Origin of the sequence: Siphonobacter curvatus (genome assembly GCF_002943425.1) — a bacterium.
Taxonomy (GTDB): domain Bacteria; phylum Bacteroidota; class Bacteroidia; order Cytophagales; family Spirosomataceae; genus Siphonobacter; species Siphonobacter curvatus.
Genome location: NZ_PTRA01000005.1, coordinates 173,297 through 194,491, shown reverse-complemented (window position 1 = coordinate 194,491; position 21,195 = coordinate 173,297). Strand labels below are relative to the sequence as shown.

At 49.5% G+C, this 21,195-nt stretch carries 16 protein-coding genes; 12 read left to right on the top strand and 4 right to left on the bottom strand.

The window, feature by feature from the left end; all coding sequences use genetic code 11:
- Positions 1-171 precede the first annotated feature (171 nt).
- The 7 genes from glgX to C5O19_RS20880 all read left to right on the top strand — a co-directional run bounded on the left by glgX (position 172) and on the right by C5O19_RS20880 (position 11,850).
- Entirely contained in the window at positions 172-2,301 is a 2,130-nt protein-coding gene (gene glgX / locus C5O19_RS20910; protein WP_104715322.1) for a glycogen debranching protein GlgX, read from the top strand.
- A 3-nt stretch (positions 2,302-2,304) separates the two neighbouring features.
- On the top strand, positions 2,305-4,149 hold the full coding sequence (gene treZ, locus C5O19_RS20905; RefSeq protein WP_104715321.1) for a malto-oligosyltrehalose trehalohydrolase: 1,845 nt from the start codon (positions 2,305-2,307) through the stop codon (positions 4,147-4,149).
- A complete protein-coding gene (gene treY / locus C5O19_RS20900) occupies positions 4,142-8,254 on the top strand; it encodes a malto-oligosyltrehalose synthase (protein WP_104715320.1) in 4,113 nt (1,370 codons plus the stop codon). The genes treZ and treY overlap by 8 nt, the downstream gene beginning before the upstream one ends.
- A gap of 270 nt (positions 8,255-8,524) precedes the next feature.
- Entirely contained in the window at positions 8,525-9,517 is a 993-nt protein-coding gene (locus C5O19_RS20895) for an aldo/keto reductase (protein WP_104715319.1), read from the top strand.
- A 64-nt stretch (positions 9,518-9,581) separates the two neighbouring features.
- Positions 9,582-10,565 (top strand): helix-turn-helix domain-containing protein, encoded by a 984-nt coding sequence (locus C5O19_RS20890; RefSeq protein ID WP_104715318.1) that lies wholly within the window; start codon positions 9,582-9,584, stop codon positions 10,563-10,565.
- Between the two features lie 98 nt (positions 10,566-10,663).
- The gene (locus C5O19_RS20885; RefSeq protein ID WP_104715317.1) at positions 10,664-11,215 is read left to right on the top strand and encodes a hypothetical protein; all 552 of its coding nucleotides are present in this window, start codon (positions 10,664-10,666) and stop codon (positions 11,213-11,215) included.
- Between the two features lie 266 nt (positions 11,216-11,481).
- Positions 11,482-11,850: a hypothetical protein gene (locus tag C5O19_RS20880; RefSeq protein ID WP_207766489.1), complete on the top strand. Its 369-nt coding sequence runs from the start codon at positions 11,482-11,484 to the stop codon at positions 11,848-11,850.
- 373 nt (positions 11,851-12,223) lie between these two features.
- Here C5O19_RS20880 and C5O19_RS20875 read toward each other — a convergent pair whose 3' ends face one another.
- Together C5O19_RS20875 and C5O19_RS20870 are read right to left on the bottom strand one after the other, a co-directional pair.
- Positions 12,224-13,135, bottom strand: a complete 912-nt coding sequence (locus C5O19_RS20875) for a helix-turn-helix domain-containing protein (protein WP_104715316.1) — start codon at positions 13,133-13,135, stop codon at positions 12,224-12,226.
- Between the two features lie 2 nt (positions 13,136-13,137).
- Positions 13,138-13,956, bottom strand: a complete 819-nt coding sequence (locus C5O19_RS20870) for an SDR family NAD(P)-dependent oxidoreductase (RefSeq protein WP_104715315.1) — start codon at positions 13,954-13,956, stop codon at positions 13,138-13,140.
- A 599-nt stretch (positions 13,957-14,555) separates the two neighbouring features.
- Here C5O19_RS20870 and C5O19_RS20865 point away from each other — a divergent pair.
- The 4 genes from C5O19_RS20865 to C5O19_RS20850 all read left to right on the top strand — a co-directional run bounded on the left by C5O19_RS20865 (position 14,556) and on the right by C5O19_RS20850 (position 18,445).
- Positions 14,556-15,098 carry a hypothetical protein gene (locus C5O19_RS20865; RefSeq protein ID WP_133163412.1) on the top strand — a complete coding sequence of 181 codons (543 nt, stop codon included), beginning with the start codon at positions 14,556-14,558 and terminating at the stop codon, positions 15,096-15,098.
- A gap of 80 nt (positions 15,099-15,178) precedes the next feature.
- The gene (locus C5O19_RS20860) at positions 15,179-15,424 is read left to right on the top strand and encodes a hypothetical protein (RefSeq protein ID WP_102203106.1); all 246 of its coding nucleotides are present in this window, start codon (positions 15,179-15,181) and stop codon (positions 15,422-15,424) included.
- A gap of 263 nt (positions 15,425-15,687) precedes the next feature.
- Positions 15,688-16,749: a 3-oxoacyl-ACP synthase III family protein gene (locus C5O19_RS20855; protein ID WP_207766488.1), complete on the top strand. Its 1,062-nt coding sequence runs from the start codon at positions 15,688-15,690 to the stop codon at positions 16,747-16,749.
- A gap of 88 nt (positions 16,750-16,837) precedes the next feature.
- Positions 16,838-18,445 (top strand): Na+/H+ antiporter, encoded by a 1,608-nt coding sequence (locus tag C5O19_RS20850; protein ID WP_094815965.1) that lies wholly within the window; start codon positions 16,838-16,840, stop codon positions 18,443-18,445.
- Positions 18,446-18,503: 58 nt separating this feature from the next.
- Here the strand turns inward: C5O19_RS20850 and C5O19_RS20845 are convergent, their stop codons facing one another.
- Together C5O19_RS20845 and C5O19_RS20840 are read right to left on the bottom strand one after the other, a co-directional pair.
- On the bottom strand, positions 18,504-19,640 hold the full coding sequence (locus C5O19_RS20845; protein WP_104715314.1) for an acyltransferase family protein: 1,137 nt from the start codon (positions 19,638-19,640) through the stop codon (positions 18,504-18,506).
- A 242-nt stretch (positions 19,641-19,882) separates the two neighbouring features.
- Positions 19,883-20,236, bottom strand: a complete 354-nt coding sequence (locus tag C5O19_RS20840) for a winged helix-turn-helix transcriptional regulator (RefSeq protein ID WP_207766486.1) — start codon at positions 20,234-20,236, stop codon at positions 19,883-19,885.
- A gap of 106 nt (positions 20,237-20,342) precedes the next feature.
- Here C5O19_RS20840 and C5O19_RS20835 point away from each other — a divergent pair, with 106 nt between their 5' ends.
- Positions 20,343-21,098 carry an SDR family NAD(P)-dependent oxidoreductase gene (locus C5O19_RS20835; RefSeq protein WP_104715313.1) on the top strand — a complete coding sequence of 252 codons (756 nt, stop codon included), beginning with the start codon at positions 20,343-20,345 and terminating at the stop codon, positions 21,096-21,098.
- Positions 21,099-21,195: the final 97 nt, after the last annotated feature.

Here is a 21,195-nt window from a genome sequence, read left to right as displayed (position 1 = left end):
TTTTGCCGCACTCTCTCCCCATTATTCCTCAATTCGCGTATCGGATACTTTTTTTACAACATTTAATTGGTTCATGCCACCCATTCTGCCCCCTTGCAGATCGCAGAAAAAAACTCGCTCAACCAGCATCCGGGTGCTGCCTGAACCATACACTAACACCCATATTTGCACATGAAGTCCACTACTACGTATCCTGGTGATCCCTTTCCACTAGGTTCTAAATACGATGGCAAGGGCGTAAATTTTGCCATTTTTGCTGAAAATGCTACTGGTATTGACCTTTGCCTCTTCGATGAAGTTTCCAACGCCAAAGAAACCGTTCGCATTCCTTTAGAAGAACGAGCGTATCACATTTGGCACGTCTATGTACCCGGTTTGAAACCCGGACAATTGTACGGTTACCGCGTTCATGGTCCGTATGAACCCGAAAACGGGCATCGATTCAATCCCAATAAATTACTCATTGATCCCTACACCAAAGCGTTGGCTGGTACGGTCGAATGGGATAATTCCTTGTTTAGCTACAAAATAGGTGAAGATGATCTTTCTTTCAATGAAGAGGATAGTGCACCCTTTTTACCTAAATCGGTAGTAGTCGATTCGAGTTTTGATTGGGAAGATGACGTAGCTCCTAAAGTACCGTATAACAAAACCGTTATTTACGAAACCCACGTCAAAGGCTTTACGCAGTTACACCCGGACATTCCCGAAGAAATCCGTGGTAGTTATGCAGCCTTAGGTCACCCGGTTACGATCAAGTATTTGAAGGATCTGGGTATTACCTCGGTGGAACTGATGCCGATCCACGCCTTCGTCAAAGACAGTCATTTGGTCGAAAAAGGCCTGACGAATTATTGGGGCTACAATACCATTGCTTTCTTCGCTCCGGACGCGGGTTATTCCAGCAGCGGTGTACAAGGCGAACAGGTTACCGAGTTCAAAACGATGGTGAAGGAACTCCATAAAGCGGGTATCGAAGTCATTCTCGATGTGGTGTACAACCACACCGCCGAAGGTAACGAAATGGGTCCTACGCTTTCGTTCAAAGGCATCGACAATGCCGCTTACTACCGCCTGCACGATGGCCGGTACTACATGGATTATACCGGTACGGGCAATACGCTGAATGTGATGCAACCCAACGTACTGCGGCTCATCATGGATAGTTTGCGTTACTGGATTCTGGAAATGCACGTGGATGGATTCCGGTTTGACCTGGCCTCAACACTGGCTCGGGGTCTGCACGAAATTGACAAACTCAACTCCTTCTTCGACGTTATCTATCAGGATCCGATCATTTCACAGGTGAAACTCATTGCCGAGCCCTGGGATGTGGGTGAAGGTGGCTACCAAGTAGGTAAATTTCCTCCGGGTTGGGCCGAATGGAACGGTATGTACCGTGACTGCGTACGCGACTACTGGCGGGGAGCGGATAGTAAACTGGGCGAATTTGCTCAACGTTTTCTGGGAAGTCCCGACTTATATCAGGAAGGGTACCGCAGCCCGACGGCCAGTATCAACTTCATTACAGCTCACGACGGCTTTACACTCAATGATCTGGTTTCGTACAATGACAAACACAACGAAGCCAATGGTGAGGACAACAAAGATGGCGAAAGCCACAACCGATCCTGGAACTGTGGGGTAGAAGGTCCCACGGAAGATGCCGAAATCATAGCCTTACGAGCCCAGCAGAAGCGAAATCTCATCACCACGCTTTTCCTTTCCCAGGGCGTAGCTATGCTCGTGGCCGGGGATGAAATGGGTCGTACCCAGCAGGGCAACAATAACGCCTACTGCCAGGATAATGAGATTTCCTGGGTGAACTGGGAGGCCGCTGATCAGGAGTTGCTGGAATTTACCCGTAAGGTGATTCGCTTTAGCAAGAGTCACCCCGTATTTTGCCGGCGGGGTTGGTTCAAAGGTCAACCCATCAAAGGTACGGGAGTGGAAGACATTGCCTGGTTTTTACCCGAAGGGACCGAAATGAGTGATGAAGACTGGCAAAACGGCTTCGCCAAATCGCTGGGAATCTTCATGAGCGGACACGCCCTGCGATCCGTCAGTGCTACGGGAAAACGCATTGTGGATGACAATTTTTACGTTCTCTTCAATGCCCATTATGAGTCGATTGATTACAAAATTCCACCTGAAAAATGGGGCACGACCTGGATCAAAGTACTCGATACGAGTACGGCTCTGGTAGACGAAGAAGGAGAAAAGTTCCAACCCGATGATACAATCACCGTGGCTGCTCGCTCCGTCGTTGTGCTCAAAAATCCACTTTCTACGCACAAGTAAATTATGCAATCCATTAACCTGAGTTCTCGCACGCTCGGGGTTAATTTCAGTTCTACGGGGGAAGCTCACATTGTTTTGTGGGCTCCCCTCCTGGAACACGCCGCTATCCATCTGACCAAATCCAATACGATGTATCCACTGGTAAAAGATGGCTTCGGCTACTGGGAATTAACTACTACCGAGCTTCAACCGGGTGACACCTACCAGTTCGTATTAAACGATGGTAAACACCTGCCCGACCCTACCTCTTTGTCGCAGCCCGAAACGGTCCATAGTGTATCCGAGGCTGTTGATTTATCCGATTACGACTGGCACGACCAGCACTGGCAAAATTTGCCGCTCGCCGATTACATTTTTTACGAACTTCATGTAGGCACTTTTACGCCCGAGGGCACTTTTGCGGCTCTGGAAGAAAAACTGGATCATTTAATTTCCCTGGGTGTAACGGCCATCGAACTCATGCCGATCGCTCAGTTCCCCGGAAAACGGAACTGGGGCTACGATGGCGTGTATCCGTTTGCCGTTCAGCACTCGTATGGTGGCGTACGCGGCCTGCAACACCTGGTAGACCGCTGCCACGATAAAGGACTGGCCGTAATTCTGGATGTCGTATACAACCACATGGGCCCAGATGGCAATTACTTTGGTCAGTATGGGCCGTATTTTACCGATAAATATTCCACGCCCTGGGGAGATGGGCTAAACTTTGATGATGAACACTGCGATGGCGTACGGCAGTTTTTCATCGAGAACGTGTTGATGTGGTTTCGTGATTTTCACATCGACGGCCTCCGTCTGGATGCCGTACACGCCATCCGCGATTTTAGTCCGTACCACATTCTGCAGGAAATCAAGCAGCACGTAGACGCGTTGAGCGAACAAACGGGCCGTACTCACTATTTGATTGTGGAGATGGACCTGAACGATACCCGTTACATCAAACCCATGGAACAGGGCGGATACGCCATGGATGCCCAGTGGAGTGATGAATTCCACCACGCCCTCCGCGTAGCGGCCGGGGAAGAACGAATGGGTTATTACGAAGAAATGAATGGCATGAATCACTTGGCGAAAGCCTTCCGTGATGCTTACGTATATACAGGTCAGTACTCCTTTCGCCGTCACAAGAAATTTGGCGTGCATACGGACCAGATTCCGGGTGAAAAATTCGTGGTATTCTCTCAAAACCACGACCACGTCGGAAACCGCATGATGGGCGAACGTACGAGCCAGCTGGTAAGCTTTGAAATGCTTAAATTACTGGCCGGAACCGTATTATGTAGTCCTTACCTGCCTTTACTGTTTATGGGTGAAGAATGGGCCGAGGAGAATCCTTTTCTGTACTTCGTCGACCACACCGATCCCAAACTTTCAGCGTTGGTACGGGAAGGTCGCCGCAAAGAGTTTGCCTACTTCCATAGTGGTGATGGCGAGGCTCCCGATCCGACTATTGAAGAAACCTTTCAGCAATCCAAGTTACAGTGGGACTTACTTGAAAAAGAACACCACCAAACCTTATTCCGGTATTATCAGGCACTGATTGCCCTTCGTAAGGCTCATCCGGCTCTTAAAAATCTGGATCGTAGTCAAATGGAGGTGGTCGCAGACGAAGACCGGGATTTACTGATTATTCGTCGCTGGCACGAAAAACAGGATATTCTCATCCTTTTGAATTTCTCTAAGCAGCCTCAGGCCGTACCCGTACCGGAGGCGAAGCTGGCCTGGCATAAACGCTGGGACTCCGCCGATGTTCGCTGGAACGGCCCTTTAGGTGCTCCTGAGGTCATTTTACCTGATTCAGGGCTCACCATTCAACCGGAGTCGATTCTCCTATACATCCATGAATAACCCCATCGCTACTTATCGATTTCAACTTCACAAGGCGTTCTCCTTTAAGGAACTCGAAGCCATTATACCCTATTTACAGAAACTGGGCATTCAAACGCTGTACGCCTCGCCCATTTTCGAATCAACGCCCGGCAGTACGCATGGTTACGATGGACTGAATCCCCACCGGATCAATCCTGAAATTGGAACGGAAGCAGATTTACTGCGGATTCAGTCTCAGCTCCAGGAAAAAGGCATTGGCTGGTTGCAGGATATCGTACCCAATCACATGGCTTACACCCCTTCGAACCTGTGGATTTGGGATGTTTTTCAAAAGGGCAAACGTTCGGTTTACGCTTCATTTTTTGATATTGACTGGGATAATCCCGTCAGTCCGGGCCAGATTATGGCTCCCTTCCTCGGTGAATCGCTGGAAAAGGTAATCCAAAAGGGCGACTTGAAAGTTGCCTACCACAACAAGCAGTTGGTGCTGGTAGTGAATGAAATGGATTTCCCCTTGAGTACACCTTCGATTGGACGAGTACTGGAAGCCCTGCCCAAAGCGGCCTCCCTTTCGAAAGCCTTTCAGCAACTGGAACGTATCGAAGACGATGGTTTATATGGCGTAACACTCGTTGAACAGATCTGGACGCCTCTGGCCGAGCAAACGGAGCTACATGCGGATCTGGAGGAGTTACTGGAAAGCTGGAACAAAGACCCGGAAAAAATTCAGCAACTCGCCGACGAACAGTATTACCGCCTCTGCTTTTACGCGGAAACCGATACGCAAATCAACTTTCGGCGGTTCTTTACGGTAAATGGCCTCATTTGTCTCAACATCCAGCAACCCGAGGTATTCGAGCATTTTCACAAGTACATCCAGACGCTGGTGGACACGGGGGTCTTTCAGGGCCTCCGCGTTGATCACATCGACGGGTTATATGATCCGACCGCGTACCTGCAACAGCTACGGGAACTGGCCGGACCGGAAACGTATCTGACGGTAGAGAAAATTCTTGAGCCGGGTGAAGAGTTACCCGAATACTGGCCCATTGAAGGCAACACGGGTTACGATTTCCTTTCGTACGTCAATAACCTGTTTACCAACACCGCCAGTGAAGAGGCTTTTACCAACTATTACGAGAAACTGACGGGCGATCGTACCCCCATTACCGAACAGATTCATCGCAAAAAAGCGGCTATTCTTTTCGATCATATGGCGGGCGAGCTGACCAATCTGGTGCGGTTATACGGTCAACTGGACCTTCCCGAACTGGCAGAAGAAGACTTGCGGGAAGCCATTGCCCAGTGGCTGATTTATTGTCCGGTGTACCGCAATTACGGTAACCAGTGGCCCCTGGAGCCCGCTGAACAGGAAGCGATCCGTGCGGTATTTGCTGCCATTGAATCGGATCAGCCGAAATTAAAGAAGACACTGACGGCTTTACAGGATACGCTGTTTAATCAGTCTGAATCTCTGCCCTTCTACCAGCGGTGTATGCAGTTTTCGGGACCGCTTATGGCGAAAGGCGTGGAAGATACCCTGCTGTATACCTATCACCGATTCATTGGTCACAATGAAGTGGGTGATTCCGTAGCCGAATTTGGCCTTAACCCGGAGCACTTCCACCAGCTCATGCGGGATCGGCAGCAAAAATGGCCTTTGTCGCTGAACGGTACCTCCACGCACGATACCAAGCGGGGCGAGGATGTACGAGCCCGACTTAACGTACTCACCGATTTACCGCAGCAATGGCTTAAGACCGTGCAAGAATGGTCAGCGGCCCATCGCCACGCGGAACTGGACCCCAGCGATCAGTATTTTATTTTCCAAACCGTGCTCGGGGCGTACCCCATGCCGGGGCAGGACGAAGATGAGTTCCCACAACGGCTCAACGAATACCTGCAAAAAGCCTTACGGGAAGCTAAACTCCACTCCAACTGGACCAAACCGAATGAGGCCTACGAGCAGGCGGCTCAGGATTTTGCCGGACAATTGCTGGATCAAGAAGGGGAATTCTGGGCCGCATTCGAGCCCTTCCACCGGAAAATAGCCGATTGGGGCATTGTCAATTCCCTGGCTCAGACGCTATTGAAATTTACTGCTCCCGGCGTACCGGACGTGTATCAGGGTACGGAATCCTGGGATTTGAGTTTAGTAGATCCGGACAACCGCCGACCCGTTGATTACCAGCTTCGCCAGCAATGGCTGGATGAACTGGATCGGGTTACGGTAGCTGATCTGTGGAAACGTCGCTTTACCGGACAAATTAAACTCTGGTTGACGCATCAGCTCTTTCTGAAACGCGGCGAACATGCGGAAACCTTCGCGGAAGGATTGTATCTGCCCTTGCAGGTGACTGGAGCATACGCCGAGCACGTCCTGGCTTTTGCCCGCCGGTACCAGCAAAACTGGTTCATCGTAGCCGTACCGCTGCACGCGGCCCAACTCGGGGAAAAGCAGAAGTGTTCGGTTCTGGAAATCGATTGGAAGGATACGCAGATCGTAGTACCCGAAGAAGCTCCCCAAACCTGGCTGAATTTGCTGGGAATGCCGGTCGAATCATTACGCGTACAGGATTTATTCCATCAGTTACCCCTGGCTTTATTACAGGGCGAACCGGAAATGCTGGACCGCAATGCGGGTATCTTACTTTCCGTCACTTCGTTGCCGTCCAACTTTGGTATTGGTGATCTGGGACCTCAGGCCCAGGCCTTCGTGGATGCCCTTTCCCGCAGTAAACAAAGCTACTGGCAGCTGTTACCGCTCAATCCAACGGGAGTCGATCAGGCGTATTCGCCGTATAGTTCCATCTCAAGCCGGGCGGGCAATCCCCTGCTGATTAGTCCGGAAAAGTTACAGGAACACGGCTGGCTGAAGGACCTGGAACCGTATCAGCTCCCGGCTCAGTCGCAGGTTGATTACGAGCAGGTCAATGAGTTGAAGACCCAGATGCTGGCTAAGGCCTACCAGAAGTTTCAACAATCGGCTTCCATTTACTGGCGAAACGCATTCCGTGAATTTTGTCAGCAGGAATCCGAGTGGCTCGACGATTACGCCTTGTTTGTTGTACTCAAAAATTACCAGCAGCAAAAGTCCTGGTCTGAGTGGCCGCAACCCTATAAAATGCGGGAGTCGGGAACCCTGATCGCATTTGCCTGCGAACACGAAGCGGAACTTACCTACGAGAAGTGGGTGCAGTTCATTTTCTTCCAGCAGTGGCGGGAGTTGCGGGCGTATGGCAATCAGCAGAATGTACAATTCCTGGGCGACCTGCCTTTTTATCCCAGCTACGACTCTGTGGATGTGTGGGCCAACCCAGAAATTTTCTACTTGGATGAACAGGGTGAAATGACCTGCGTAGCGGGCGTACCACCCGATTATTTCAACGAAGAAGGGCAACGCTGGGGCATGCCCCTGTACCGTTGGGACGTGCTGAAAGCCCGCCAGTACGACTGGTGGATCGATCGGATCGAAAAGAACATGGAATTGTACGATCGCCTGCGATTGGATCACTTCCGGGCCTTTGCCAGTTACTGGGAAGTACCCGCCGAAGAAAAAACGGCTAAAAACGGAGCCTGGAAGCCCGGCCCCGGAGCCGAATTTTTCCAGGTCTTGCAGGAAAAACTGGGCAGTCTGTCGCTGATTGCCGAAGACCTAGGCGATATTGGTGAGGATGTGTATCAATTGCGGGATGAATTTATGCTGCCCGGTATGCGGGTACTGCATTTTGCCTTTAGCGACGACATGCCTCGTTCGGTCAATATTCCGCATAATCACCTGCCGCTGAGTCTGGTGTATACGGGTACACACGATAATAACACGACGAAGGGTTGGTTCCGGCAGGATTTGTCCCCGGAAGAGCACCGCAACCTGGAAAAATACGTGGGCGGCTCCTTGTCCGAAGAAACGATTCATTTCGTTATGATTCGGCTGGCCTATGCTTCCGTGGCCCAAACGGCCATTTTGCCCTTGCAGGATGTACTGGGCCTGGATGAAAAGGCCCGGATGAACACACCCGCCGGAAACAGTGCCTGCTGGAAATGGCGATTACTGCCCGAGCAGTTTACCGCCGTTCACGAAAAGCAACTCCGCACCTGGGCTGAGATTTATCACCGGGGCTAAAGATTTGAAGTTCTTTAAAACCCGTATCAAAAATTTAAAAGTAGTACTTATTGAAAAAGCAGGAGTCTGACACTGAGTTGGACTCCTGCTTTTTTTTTAGGGTTTCAGAAAGAAAGATCCTTCGGATTTGATCCGCTTCTTTCTACCATTTGTATCCGGTAAAACCTCACCGAAACGCGTTTTGTATTCGATAAGCTCCAATTTGTATAATCCGGACGTACGCCCTATCGCGGACCTTTGTCGTGTGCTAATTATTAACCATCCAACGCTATGAACACGCTCCCCTCTGTTGCATTAGGTAGTCAGGGATTACAGGTTTCTATTGAAGGGCTGGGTTGCATGGGTATGTCGCCCGCTCCCATGGGTACGATTTACGGTCCTGCCGATGACGCCGAAAGTATTGCCACCATTCACCGGGCCCGTGAATTAGGGGTGACCATGCTCGACACTGCCGATATTTACGGACCCTTACACAATGAAACCCTGATTGGTCAGGCCATTGCTGGCAGACGGGATCAGTATATCCTGGCGACCAAGTTTGGCTTTCATCTCGATGAACAGGGCCACTGGGATTACGGATTTAACGGTCGGCCGGAGTACGTTCGTACATCCATCGAAGGTTCGCTCCGCCGACTCAAAACGGATTACATCGATTTATATTACCTGCACCGGCTGGACCCTTCAACGCCCATTGAAGATACCGTAGGAGCCATGAGCCGACTCGTTGAAGAAGGGAAGGTCCGTTACCTCGGCTTATCGGAAGTGGATGCGGATACGCTCCGCCAGGCTCATGCCGTTCATCCCCTAACCGCCCTCGAATCAGAATACTCGCTTTTTGACCGCAGTGTTGAAGAAAACGGGATGCTGGCTCTTTGCCGGGAACTGGGCATTGGTTTTGTTGCCTACTCACCCTTAGGACGAGGCTTTTTATCGGGTGAAATTAAAAGTCCGGATGATTTTGCTCCGGATGATTCCCGTCGGTATTTTCCAAGGTACACGGGTGAAAACTTCTATAAAAACCTCGAACTGGTTGAGAAACTCAAAAGCTGGGCTCTTACTAAAGATACAACGCCCGCTCAGCTAGCCCTGGCTTGGGTGTTGGCTCAAGAAGTTGTGTGCATTCCCGGTACGAAACGGCGGACGTACCTGGAAGCAAACGTAGCGGCGGCCTCCCTCACGCTTTCCCCCGCTGAATTAGCCGAACTGGACGCCCTGCTCCCCGTGGGTAGTACCGCTGGCGAAGCGTACCCTTCATTCAGCTAACTTGATCAGGCAGAAACAACAACCTTAAGTCCGTTGTTTCTGCCTGCAACGGATTAAACTGCGTATGAAAGCAAAACCGACTCCCTTTACCGTACTGGAAACCGTCACCGCATATACGCGGTTTTACGACTTACCCGCTCCCCTGCATCCTCTGCTCACCGTGCTGGATTTACAGGCTACGCATCAGCAATCTATTGACGTGATTCCCCCGACCGTTCTGACTCCGGTCATACAGCAATTTTATCTGATTTCACTTAAACAGGGTTTGGGTAAGGCGGCTATTCGCTATGGACACACTTCCTACGATTTCAACGAGGGAGTCTTAAGCTTTCTGGCACCCGGACAAGGATGCTGGCTGGCCAATGCGGCCAGTGCGGAGGAGCTCGCCGAAATCTTTGAAAGCCTGAAGGGCTGGAGCTTACTAGTTCATCCCGACCTGCTGGCTAAATACCCCTTGGGTCAGAAAATTATGCGTTATGGTTTCTTTTCCTACGCAACCAACGAGGCCCTGCACTTGTCGGCTGCTGAAGAAGCTACGCTTAATCAGCTCATCGATACCATTCGGGCGGAAGTAGAGCGGCCCATTGATTTGTTTAGTCAGGACGTGCTCGTCGCTCAGATTGACCTGTTGCTAACCTATGCCGACCGATTCTATCACCGACAGTTTCTAACCCGCCGGAATGCTGCATCCAATCGGGAGCCGGATTCACTACTGACGCGTTTTGAAGCCCGTCTCGCGGCTTACTTTGCTCAACCGGGCGATCATTCCATTCCTACTGTACAGCAACTGGCCAATGACCTGAATGTATCATCGGCTTACTTGAGTGATATGCTTCGTACGCTTACGGGTCAGAATACCCAGCAGCACATTCACCAGACCCTGATTGAAAAAGCAAAACGATTACTCCTGGTCACCTCCGCATCGGTCAATGAAACGGCCTACCAGCTTGGTTTTGAATATCCGCAGTACTTCAGTCGTCTATTCAAGAAAAAAACGGGTATGACGCCCGCCGAATTCCGACTATCGATGCAAATTGCCTCTTCTTAGCAAGGAAGGTATTGAATAAAAACGAGGGACATCTCGTTGAGCATTGAGTCTTTTAGAATCGTTTCATTTTACACCGAAATTTTACCGAGCCAGCTTGTATGTCGGATGCCTTACGTACGCTTTTCGAAGCGGATCAGAACGAACGGATTCATCACCCGGAGGTAGGTACTCCGGCCTACGAGACCTTACGAACCAGAGATCGGGAGCGGCGTAAACAGGTTCAGACCCTGATTAACGAAGGGCAAGTTACTACCGCTCAGGATTACTACCACGCGGCCCTCATTTTTCAGCACGGAGATACCATCGACGAAATCTGGTCGGCTCACCAGTTAGCCTTGAAAAGCGTAGAATTGGGCAATCCGGCAGGGAAATGGTTAGCCGCAGCCGCATTGGACCGCTGGCACATGTACCAGGGTCAAGCCCAAAAATACGGTACGCAACTGGTTCCCGATGGAGTTCGGTACCGGTTATGGGACATAGACCCAAGTACCACGGATGAAGAACGAGCCCAGTGGAACGTACCCTCATTAGCTGAAATGGAACGTCGGGCCATTCAACTCACGTCGGAAAACAAAGGTAAGATGCCACCCATGGATCAGGCTCCGGAATGGTTAAAACAAGCCGTCAAACGCTGGGGGGAGAAGGGGTAAGCTTTTTTATTCTAGCTGTACCTTTAGCTAGGGGGATACAACTTCATTTACAATAAGCTTTGACGAGCGTTTTTTACTCCCTTTTCAAAATTGAAGGTGCTTCTCTGATCTGCGATCCTGCGTGTATCGTTTGATTGCTCGACAGCTAGGATATACTTAACGAAGGTTTTTGGTTTTTCAACGATAGTTTTTGCCGGTCTACAGAATAGCAAAATCGCCCGGAAAGAATGCGCTTAGTTTTACATCGTAAAAAAACCGAAAACCTCATGGAAATCCAGCAAACACCCGAAAATGCATTGTCCCACTCAACGGTGACCGCTTTGATTAATGCTCCGATTGAAAAGGTAAACATCGCCGACTGGCTACTAAATCTGCCCGACGCCGAGTACCAGCGTTGTTCGACCCAGCATATTGGAGCGGGAATTACCAGCACTTACGATGGTCAGCCGATGTCGATAAACGTAGAGACAATTGGCGATGCCCTGATGGTTCAGCATTACGTGGCGACGGTACATCGGCCGGATTACTGCCGGATGTTGTCCATTTCCGATTCCATCACTAAGAACGGTCGGACTAAGGTACAGGTGTTATGGGAGCTAAAAGCAACCAGAATTGACGAACATACCTGTCTTTAAACCAACGAGATTCATGCCACGGCTACGCCTGAAATGCTTGCGTATCTGAATGCACAGGGGCTCCAACTTGCAACCGCCGCCGCCGCAAGACAGGCCGCTTCTGAGGCCCATAACCATGAAGAAACGCCAAACTTTGCAAAAAGCATTGAGAACAAAGCCTTAACGGGTCAATATAATCAACCCTTCTAGTAAGCTTACGGGCTAGGTGTTACGAATTGGGTATCAGATTTCTAGCAGTTCAGTAAGTACGACAGTTCTTGCCTCCTAAAAGCGTCTGGCTTACTGAATGCTTTATCCTTGTTTGTTACTGAATGCTATCCTTAGTATTCAGTAACAAACAAGTCCAACTTTTGCACCAGGGTGAACAATCCAGCTAATTATAAAAAGCCCTGAATTCCAGTGGGGTTTGGTTGGTTTTGGCTTTGAAAAGCTTACTAAACGACTGCGGATACTCAAATCCTAGTTGATACGCAATTTCACCCACGGAGAGGCTGGTTGTCGATAGCTTTTCTTTGGCCTGTTCGATGAGTCTTTCGTGAATTAACTGCTGAGTCGTGCTGCCCGTCAATTGTTTCAGGCAGTCGCTCAGGTATTTAGAGGAGAGATGCAGACTTTCTGCCAAGTACTGAGCGGTCGGTAAGCCCTTATTAGATTCCTGGGAAGCAAAGTACTCGTCCAGTAGTTTTTGAACCTTATCCAGTAACTCACTGCTGACGGCTTTCCGAGTGATAAACTGCCGATTATAATAGCGATTGCAGTACGTTAACAACAGTTCCAGGTGAGCAATCCAGGCATCCTGACTAAATTGGTCAATGGGAAGCAGGGATTCTTCCAGCATTTGAAGAAAAATGATTTCAATCCGGCGTTGCTCTTCTTCGGAGAGAATCAGGGCTTCGTTGACCGAGTAATCGAAAAAGCCGTAGTTTTTGATTTTGCTGCCCAGCGGGTAATTCCGCAGAAAATCCGGATGAATGGAAAGTTGCCAGCCTGCCGTTGCGAAGGCAAAATCCTGATCGATAAAGTTTATCTGCTTGGGAGCGAAGCAGGCCATCACACCCTCGTCAAAATCAAACAGGCTCTGTCCGTACTGAATCTTACAGGGACATTGCTTTTTTAATGTGATCTGGTAACAGTCCGAAATCAGCCGGGTTCGCTGTTCAATTTTAATCGCAGGGAAATCTTCAAACCGAATCAGGCTCACCAGCGGATGCCGGGGTTTGGGTTGCTCCAAAAGCTGGTGCAGTTGCGTGATGGAATGAATATGAACGGTGGGCGTCGTTTCCATACTTACGAAGGTAGTGATTGTTGAGCTAGTTTTTTCCGGTACGAACGAGCCATGTACCGGGCAATCGTAGTATGAGGCATTAAAGCGACGAGCCGAAAGCCCAGGCGGTTTCTACGGCCGGATACGTAAAACTGTTTTTTCGTATCCCAGGCTTGCAGTAACTCATCCGCCACTTCTTCGGCAGTCTGATGCACCGCCGTTTGATAGTCCGAGCTTAACCCAATGGATTTTTCATTATTGATCCCGGCGGATTCGTTGAAATTCGTTTTCGTTAATCCGGGAGCAAAGAGCATCAGATGAACCCCATAAGGCTGGCATTCTTCGGCGATGGCTTCGGTAAAGGCACGCACAAAGGCTTTGCTGGCGGCGTAGGTAGCCATGTAAGGGATGGGAGCAAAGGCGGCCATGGAGGCCACGTTGATAATCGTGCCACGTCTGCGTTCTCGCATGGGTTTCAGAAAGAGGTGAGTCATGGCCACCAGCGAGGCGTTGTTGAGTTGCAGTAAGGCTAGTTCCGACGCCAGCGAAAGCGTAGCAAATTCGCCGCCGGACCCAATCCCCGCATTATTAACCAGTGCATCAATTTCCCAGTTTTGCTGTTGCGTTTCACGGAAAATCTGGTCAGCAGCGTCTGGCTTGGACAAATCGGCTGCGATGAAAGCTACCTGAATCCCATACTGCTGCTGAAGCTGTTTACGCATCTCAGCGAGTTTTTCGGCATTTCGGGCGACGAGTACCAAGTTGTGTTTTCGCTGGGCTAATTTTCGGGCCAGTGCTTCGCCAATGCCAGCGGATGCTCCGGTTACAAGTGTGTATTTCATTGGTTCGATGACTAATGTTTAGGCAAAGAACGGCGGCACGGGCGAGTCGCTTGTAGCCAAAAGTCGGCTTGTTGTATCCAGCTTTCGATTCCCCACACCAATTATATCCTTGACACGAGAACACTTCCGCGGAACCCAATTCAACAGCTTTTCAGGCCCCGCCCTACCGAAGCGAATTTATTTCTTTTACTACATAAATGAACCGGACCGGCAGTAATCCAGTTAGGATACTAGAATGTACCTGTATTCGGAATCATTTCCCTACTCCAGGTTCTGTTTTTCAGATCTTCCCAGATCTATTTTTCTTCACATACTGCCTCGCTTTGGGTTAGCATCCTGATTCGGTTCGGTTACTACCAACGATCATGTCTACGTTCAAAACGAGCATTCGCCGCCTTTTTACCTCATTTCTTTCTCAGGCATTTATGCCCTATTTCCAGTACGTCCCGTTCTAGAATTTCCGGTATTAACTGCCGCCCCTTAAGGAAACGTTAGGTACAGCCAGTACCTCGTTTTTTGATTCTTGGTTTATACCCTGGATAAATGATTCTTCTTTCTGGCCATTCCATTTCCTCTTTTCACTGACTACCCCTCGTACTATGGACACTTCTCATATGCTTACTCGTTTACATACCTTACTCGACAGCCCATCCTTTGCTCCTGATTCTTTGGAGGAGGGCCCCTGGAAAAAAGATTTTGCCGAACTCATTACACTTACCCATGACCTACTAACCAGAGCCGAGGAACGAGGTCACCGCATTGATTTTAGAGAAGGTGTTGGCGTAGCGGGTAAAGTGCAGGACATAACCTCCCTGGTGGAATGGATGCAAAAATGTCTTCCGGACGTATCTACGGAATTAGCCGGCGACATACCCGCGAATCGACTCAATCGTTATTTCAATGCGGGTACCGGTTATTTCTCGAATGGCTCATTCTTCACCGTTGAGCAGGACCAGGAGCTTGGTTTCTTTATCGATAATCAGCGAATTTATCTGAATAAACATCTGAAACGGGTGGCCGTGGAATTAGGCGATTTCTTCGGTACGTCCGATAATCACCCCGTGGGTGGTTCATCCCCGAAACGTCAAGAGCTGTACAGAAACTGGCGGCTCTTTTCTGCTCCTTTCAATTCTAAAGCCTAGTCTATAATCATTCGACTAACAGGCTTGTTGCTTTTCATTTCCCGGACTTCAGCGTCTAGTCATCCTTATCTACTTATACTATGAAACCCAATAATCAACAGATCAAAAAGACGATTTCTTTACTTCGTGAAAAACTCAAAGATATTCGTACTGCGGAACAGGACTCCGAAGGCTTTCAGGAAGCTTTATCCATTCTGATCGATGGCCGGACAACGTACCGCTCTATTCCCCTGTTGCAAACCCGACAAGGTCGTGCCATTGCTCTGTTAGCCATTGATTATATGAACGGAGCCTGCGAGTCGCGTACCTTGTTACGGTTCAACTAAGCCTGCGTTTTAGTTCTCAATTTCCGGCTACTTGTAGTCAGACCTCGTCAAACCGGACGTTTGCTACGCCCTTCATTTCAAGGCTAGAGCGTTTTTCTCCGTTGTAAGCTTGCCTTTTCAGGAAGCGTACGAATGGACCTTGTGTGAAGCAACCATTCGATGCCCCTTTTCTGTGGCATCGAATCCTTTTTTATTCCTAACTAAATTTGTTTTCCGCCAGGACTTGTTTTTAGATTTTCTGGAACGTTAAGAAGCATTATGTTATGATTCGATCCCTCATTACAGGTACGGGTGCCTACCTGCCCTCGCTGACGATTACCAATGACGCATTTCTGACGCATGAATTTTATGACAGTAATCAAACACCCCTTCGCCAGCCGGTAGAAACCACACTTAAGAAATTTACGGCCATTACGGGTATTCAACAACGGCGGTATGCTGCCCCGGGGGTTACGGCATCGCTGATGGGTTTGCAGGCCGCTCAGCAAGCCATTAGTCAAGCACGGATTGACGTAGAATCCATCGATCAGATTATTGTCGCTCATAATTACGGCGACATGGCGTATGCCGGGGCACCCCGCGATCAGGTACCATCGCTGGCCTCGCGGATCAAACAGGGCCTGGCCATTAAAAATCCGTTCTGCGTGGCATATGACCTGGTCTTTGGTTGTCCGGGCTGGTTGCTGGGTATGATTCAGGCGGATCAGGCCATTCGAAGCGGAGCAGCCTCAACCATTCTGGTCATTGGTAGCGAGACACTATCCCGCGTAATCGACGCGAGTGATCGCGATTCCATGCTTTTTGCCGATGGTGCCGGAGCCTGTGTGGTAACCCAAAGCCTGACCGATCAGGGCGGGATCCTACATGCGGTGGTCCGTTCTGACACGCTTACCGAAGCGGACTATATTTATTCGGGTAAAGCCAATGCCGACCACGACGGGTCGCCGCAATTTATCAAAATGCACGGGCACAAAGTATACGAATACGCTCTTACGCAGGTGCCCGGAGCGATGAAGAAGTGTCTCGATGAAAGTGGCATTCCGCTGGAAGCTCTCAAAATGATCTTTATTCATCAGGCTAACGAAAAGATGGATGAAGCGATTCTCCGGGAATTTTACCGCCTGTACGGACAGACGCCTCCGCCCGCCATCTTGCCTATGAACATTCGCTGGATGGGCAATAGCTCCGTTGCCACGATTCCTACGCTGCTGCATCAGGTCATGCAGGGTGAATTGCCGGGGTATTCCCTGCAAAAAGAAGATTATATTTTACTGGCCTCCGTAGGAGCTGGTATGAATATCAATGCGTTAATCTATCAGGTGTGATGCTCCGCAAACCTGGATACTCCACTTACCCCAATCCGTAACTATCTGACTTTAACCCATTGTTTTAGTTCAATGACTCCACTGGCTAATGATCCATGAAAATCTATTACTGATTTTATCCCTGTTTTTTATTATGGCGTTGCTCTACATGCTTAGTCAACGCCTGAACATATCCTACCCCATTTTTTTAGTGATGGGTGGTCTGGGGATCAGCTTCATTCCCGGTATCCCTTCCATGACCATTGACCCGGATCTGGTCTTTTTGATTTTTCTGCCTCCACTACTTTTCGAAGCTGCCTGGGAATCTTCTTGGACGCAGCTCTGGAAGTGGAAACGGTCCATCCTTAGTTTAGGCTTCGGCCTGGTTTTAGCGACTTCACTGGCGGTTGCCTACTTCTCCACCGCCCTGATTCCTGGCTTTACGCTCGCTCTGGGTTTCTTACTTGGCGGCATTATTTCGCCTCCTGATGCCATTGCGGCTACCTCCGTGCTACGCGGACTGGATGTACCCAAACGGGCCCAAACCATACTGGAAGGCGAAAGTCTGGTAAACGATGCGGCCTCACTGACGGTTTTTCGCTTTGCCCTGGCGGCCTTACTGACTGGAAACTTTGTCTTTCAGCAGGCTATTGTCGACTTCCTGGTGCTTTCCGTCATGGGTGTATTCGTAGGGTTCAGTATCGCTTTTCTGCTGTACTGGATCATGCGTTACTGGGGAGGCACTTCCCGCATCATTACACCCATTACTCTGATCGCTCCGTATTTGATGTACTTGGTTGCTGAACAATTTCACTGGTCCGGCGTATTGGCCGTTGTTAGTGGCGGCCTGTTACTCTCGGCCCGTTCGAGTAAGTTTTTGAATTATCAGACCCGCCAGCAAACGCAGGAAGTCTGGGCTACGGTAGGTTTTCTGCTCAATGGATTTGTATTTACGATTATTGGATTGCAACTACCCCTCATTATTCAGGGTTTGGAAGAGTACACAGTTCTGCAGGTGATCTACTACTCGTTGTTGATAAGCGGCATGGTCATCATTATTCGGATAGTATTGGTATATCTTTCTTTTTTTCTGCCCCGTTTGTTGGCGGCTGGAAAACCCTACTCCGAACCTCACCCTGGTCTTAAACTGTCCCTGCTCATTGGCTGGGCAGGTATGCGGGGAGTTGTTTCACTGGCATCAGCCCTGGCCATTCCCCTGACTCTGCTCGATGGCATAAATCCGTTTCCGCATCGAAACCTGATTCTTTTCATCACGTTCGTAGTCATTCTTATCACGCTCGTATTCCAGGGCCTTACGCTTCCATTGTTCATGAAATGGCTTGGCATTAAAGAAACCGAAGAACAAATTCCGGCTCAGGAGCAAATTGAATCACTTCGGCAGGAACTCACTCAGCTTTCCCTGGAACATCTAGACACGCATTATGCCTACGAAATGGAACAATACGAAGTGGTGGGGCGTATCAAGGCTCAACTGATCTCCCAGGTTTCAGTGACCAAGAATGCCTTACAATCCAATGATCAGTCGTCCGGGTTATTGACCGTTCAGGACCTCTACCGTAAAGTGATGCTAGACCTTGTCGAAGTAAGGAGATTAGCTTTGGAACGCCTGAAAAAGGAAAGCCGTTTTGATGATGAAATTCTGCGGGCGAAAGAAAGTGAACTGGATTATGAACAAGCTCGCTGGTCGAAAAAGTAAGGGATGAACGAACCCTGAAGAAACATTCGTTCATCGTTTTTAAGACGCCTTACGGATACTATTTTCCTACGCGTAGCAGACGATTCGTCAGATACCGACGGACGGGTTCATCGTATAACTTCAGGCAACCATACGCCAGGATTACCGAACCCACGACCAGGGCCAACGCTCCGGGCAATGATTGTTCAAAGGTGAGCTTTTCATTTTTCACCCAGGCGAAGTATAGGTAGATCAAGGGGTAATGAACCATATACAAAGGATACGAAAGGTCCCCTAAAAAGGTAAATAGCCGAGTCATACGTTGGCTAATGGTGGTTTCTGAGGCACCCAGATAAACCAGTGCCGGAAAGACGATCGTTACGCAGAGGGTATCGTATAAACCGTTCATCCACAGGTATTCACTACCACCAATGCGTGGGATCGCTGATAAAACGAGTATGGCCAGACTACCGACCCAGAACGTCCCTTTGACCGCGATCGGTTTGAATACGCGGGAGAGTAGTAAACCCGCCGAGAATGAAAACAGCAGGCGTAACGAGCCGCCGAGCATGTTGTCACCCGTTATCGAAAAACCCACGCACAGGTCACCATAGGGTCCAACTATCGCAAAGGCGGCCAAACCAACTGCCGCGAGGACAACCAGAACGGTCAATGCTTTGGTGGAAAGCTTACGGAGCCAGAACGCGTAGAGGAGATTACCGATATACTCGAAAAACAGCGACCAGCTTGGCCCATTTAAGGGAAACATTTCGCCGACGCCCCGAATTTCAAAACCAGGCGTCGCGGGAATAAGCAGGGCGTTGATTAACGTCGCTACCAAAAGCATCGAAATGGATACTTTGGATACATCCCATACTGAACAACCCTGCGTATAAAACATAATAGCTCCGATGATGGCCCCTAATACCACCATGGGGTGCAAACGAATCAGTCGGCGTTTGATAAAGTCCAGGACCGTCATCTTCTCCCAGCGATCATCATACGCATAGCCCACCACGAATCCCGAGAGAATAAAGAAGAAGTCTACCGCCAGATAGCCGTGATTAATAATCTGGTCTAAGTGACTGGTGGCAAAGGCTTCAAACACGTGAAAACACACCACGCTCAAGGCCGCTACGCCCCGTAATCCATCCAGAATGTGGTAATGAGGTTTGGCATCCGCAAAGGCAGTACCAGGAATTTGGGCATTTGACATGGATACTCCTCTGGTTATCACCTCACTAGCTATACGTCTTTGTACAGGCCGTTCTCAGGTATCAGCAAAGCCTCAAAATTACTACCCGTATTAGCGTGATCCTACCGCTGGCCCATCGAAAAAGAATTTGTTTTTTCCTTGAACAGCGGTGTACTACGAAAGCACACGGAGATCAGACCGGGTACTACCAACGAATATCCAGTAGCATACGGAATACCACTAGCGTAACAATAGCCAAAATTTTAGCTTTCAAAAATCTTCTTCCGGTGCTCGATGCCCCAGTTCGTCAGGTTCTCAATGATGGTCCTCAGCGACCAGCCGTGATCGGTCAGTTCATACTGTACGGTTACCGGCTGGGTATCCAGCACCGTTCGCTTGACGAGCTGATTGATTTCCAGCTCTTTGAGTTCCTTGCTCAGCATTTTGTTCGAGATCCCGTCCACGTCGTTTAGAATGTCCGAAAATCTCCTTTTGCTGTAATAGCAAATGGATGAAATAATGGCAATTTTCCACTTTCCATTGAGTACGTCCATGCAGTCCTGCACTGCCCGCATCTCTTTTTTGTGTTCGTCGCTTTTACGGGGTACACACGTCATACGTTACTTAGTTACTTTAGGGTAACTGTTACTTTTAGTTACAAAGTTACTAAAATAAATCAAGCCGCTCTAGCTTTGCTGCTCAAACAATAAATGAGCAGTAACCATGAGTAAGTTAATGAACAAAGTGGCCCTCGTGACGGGTGCTTCCAAAGGTATCGGTGCCTCCATAGCTACCTATTTTGCGGCAGAAGGAGCTAAAGTAGTCGTAAACTATGCCTCCAGTAAGGCCGGGGCAGACCAGGTGGTTCAGGCCATCACCGCTAGCGGTGGTACCGCCATTGCTGTACAAGGCGATGTATCCAACCCAGCCGATGTGAAAAGACTGTTTGAAGCAACTAAAGAGGCGTTCGGTAGGCTGGACATTCTGGTTAATAATGCGGGGATTTACATCTACGAGCCTATCGAACAGGTCTCCGCCGAAACGTTTCAGCAACAGTTTAACATCAATGTACTAGGTTCCATTCTTACCATTCAGGAATCGTTGAAACTGTTTGGTGAGGAGGGAGGTAGCATTCTTAACATCAGTTCCGGTGCCAGCCGCATGCCCATACCGATGGGCTCCGTCTATTCGGCCACCAAAACGGCTCTAGATGCTCTTACCATTGCCTTGTCCAAGGAATTTGCCGGACGAAAGATCCGCATCAACTCCATTCTGCCCGGTTCAGTAGAAACGGAGGGCACCCATGCGGCGGGCTTTAGCGGCAGTGATTTCGAGAAGAACCTCATTGCTCATACCCCACTGGGTCGCATCGGGCAGCCCGAAGACATTGCCCGCGTAGCGGTATTCCTCGCTTCTGACGATGCGGCCTGGATTACGGGTGAAAAAATCTCCGTTTCGGGTGGTATTTACGGTCTGTAAACGGGTAGCTCCGCCCGGCTTTAAGTCAAGGGTGGTACTATAACCTGATTATCATTTCCAAGGCAAAAGTTGGCTGTCAACTTTTGCCTTGCTATAG

Bases quoted from the DNA above. Each gene is read 5' to 3' on its own strand.
- glgX (WP_104715322.1), top strand. From the start codon at position 172: ATGAAGTCCACTACTACGTATCCTGGTGATCCCTTTCCACTAGGTTCT.
- treZ (WP_104715321.1), top strand. From the start codon at position 2,305: ATGCAATCCATTAACCTGAGTTCTCGCACGCTCGGGGTTAATTTCAGT.
- treY (WP_104715320.1), top strand. From the start codon at position 4,142: ATGAATAACCCCATCGCTACTTATCGATTTCAACTTCACAAGGCGTTC.
- C5O19_RS20895 (WP_104715319.1), top strand. From the start codon at position 8,525: ATGAACACGCTCCCCTCTGTTGCATTAGGTAGTCAGGGATTACAGGTT.
- C5O19_RS20890 (WP_104715318.1), top strand. From the start codon at position 9,582: ATGAAAGCAAAACCGACTCCCTTTACCGTACTGGAAACCGTCACCGCA.
- C5O19_RS20885 (WP_104715317.1), top strand. From the start codon at position 10,664: ATGTCGGATGCCTTACGTACGCTTTTCGAAGCGGATCAGAACGAACGG.
- C5O19_RS20880 (WP_207766489.1), top strand. From the start codon at position 11,482: ATGGAAATCCAGCAAACACCCGAAAATGCATTGTCCCACTCAACGGTG.
- C5O19_RS20875 (WP_104715316.1), bottom strand. From the start codon at position 13,135: ATGGAAACGACGCCCACCGTTCATATTCATTCCATCACGCAACTGCAC.
- C5O19_RS20870 (WP_104715315.1), bottom strand. From the start codon at position 13,956: ATGAAATACACACTTGTAACCGGAGCATCCGCTGGCATTGGCGAAGCA.
- C5O19_RS20865 (WP_133163412.1), top strand. From the start codon at position 14,556: ATGGACACTTCTCATATGCTTACTCGTTTACATACCTTACTCGACAGC.
- C5O19_RS20860 (WP_102203106.1), top strand. From the start codon at position 15,179: ATGAAACCCAATAATCAACAGATCAAAAAGACGATTTCTTTACTTCGT.
- C5O19_RS20855 (WP_207766488.1), top strand. From the start codon at position 15,688: ATGATTCGATCCCTCATTACAGGTACGGGTGCCTACCTGCCCTCGCTG.
- C5O19_RS20850 (WP_094815965.1), top strand. From the start codon at position 16,838: ATGATCCATGAAAATCTATTACTGATTTTATCCCTGTTTTTTATTATG.
- C5O19_RS20845 (WP_104715314.1), bottom strand. From the start codon at position 19,640: ATGTCAAATGCCCAAATTCCTGGTACTGCCTTTGCGGATGCCAAACCT.
- C5O19_RS20840 (WP_207766486.1), bottom strand. From the start codon at position 20,236: ATGACGTGTGTACCCCGTAAAAGCGACGAACACAAAAAAGAGATGCGG.
- C5O19_RS20835 (WP_104715313.1), top strand. From the start codon at position 20,343: ATGAGTAAGTTAATGAACAAAGTGGCCCTCGTGACGGGTGCTTCCAAA.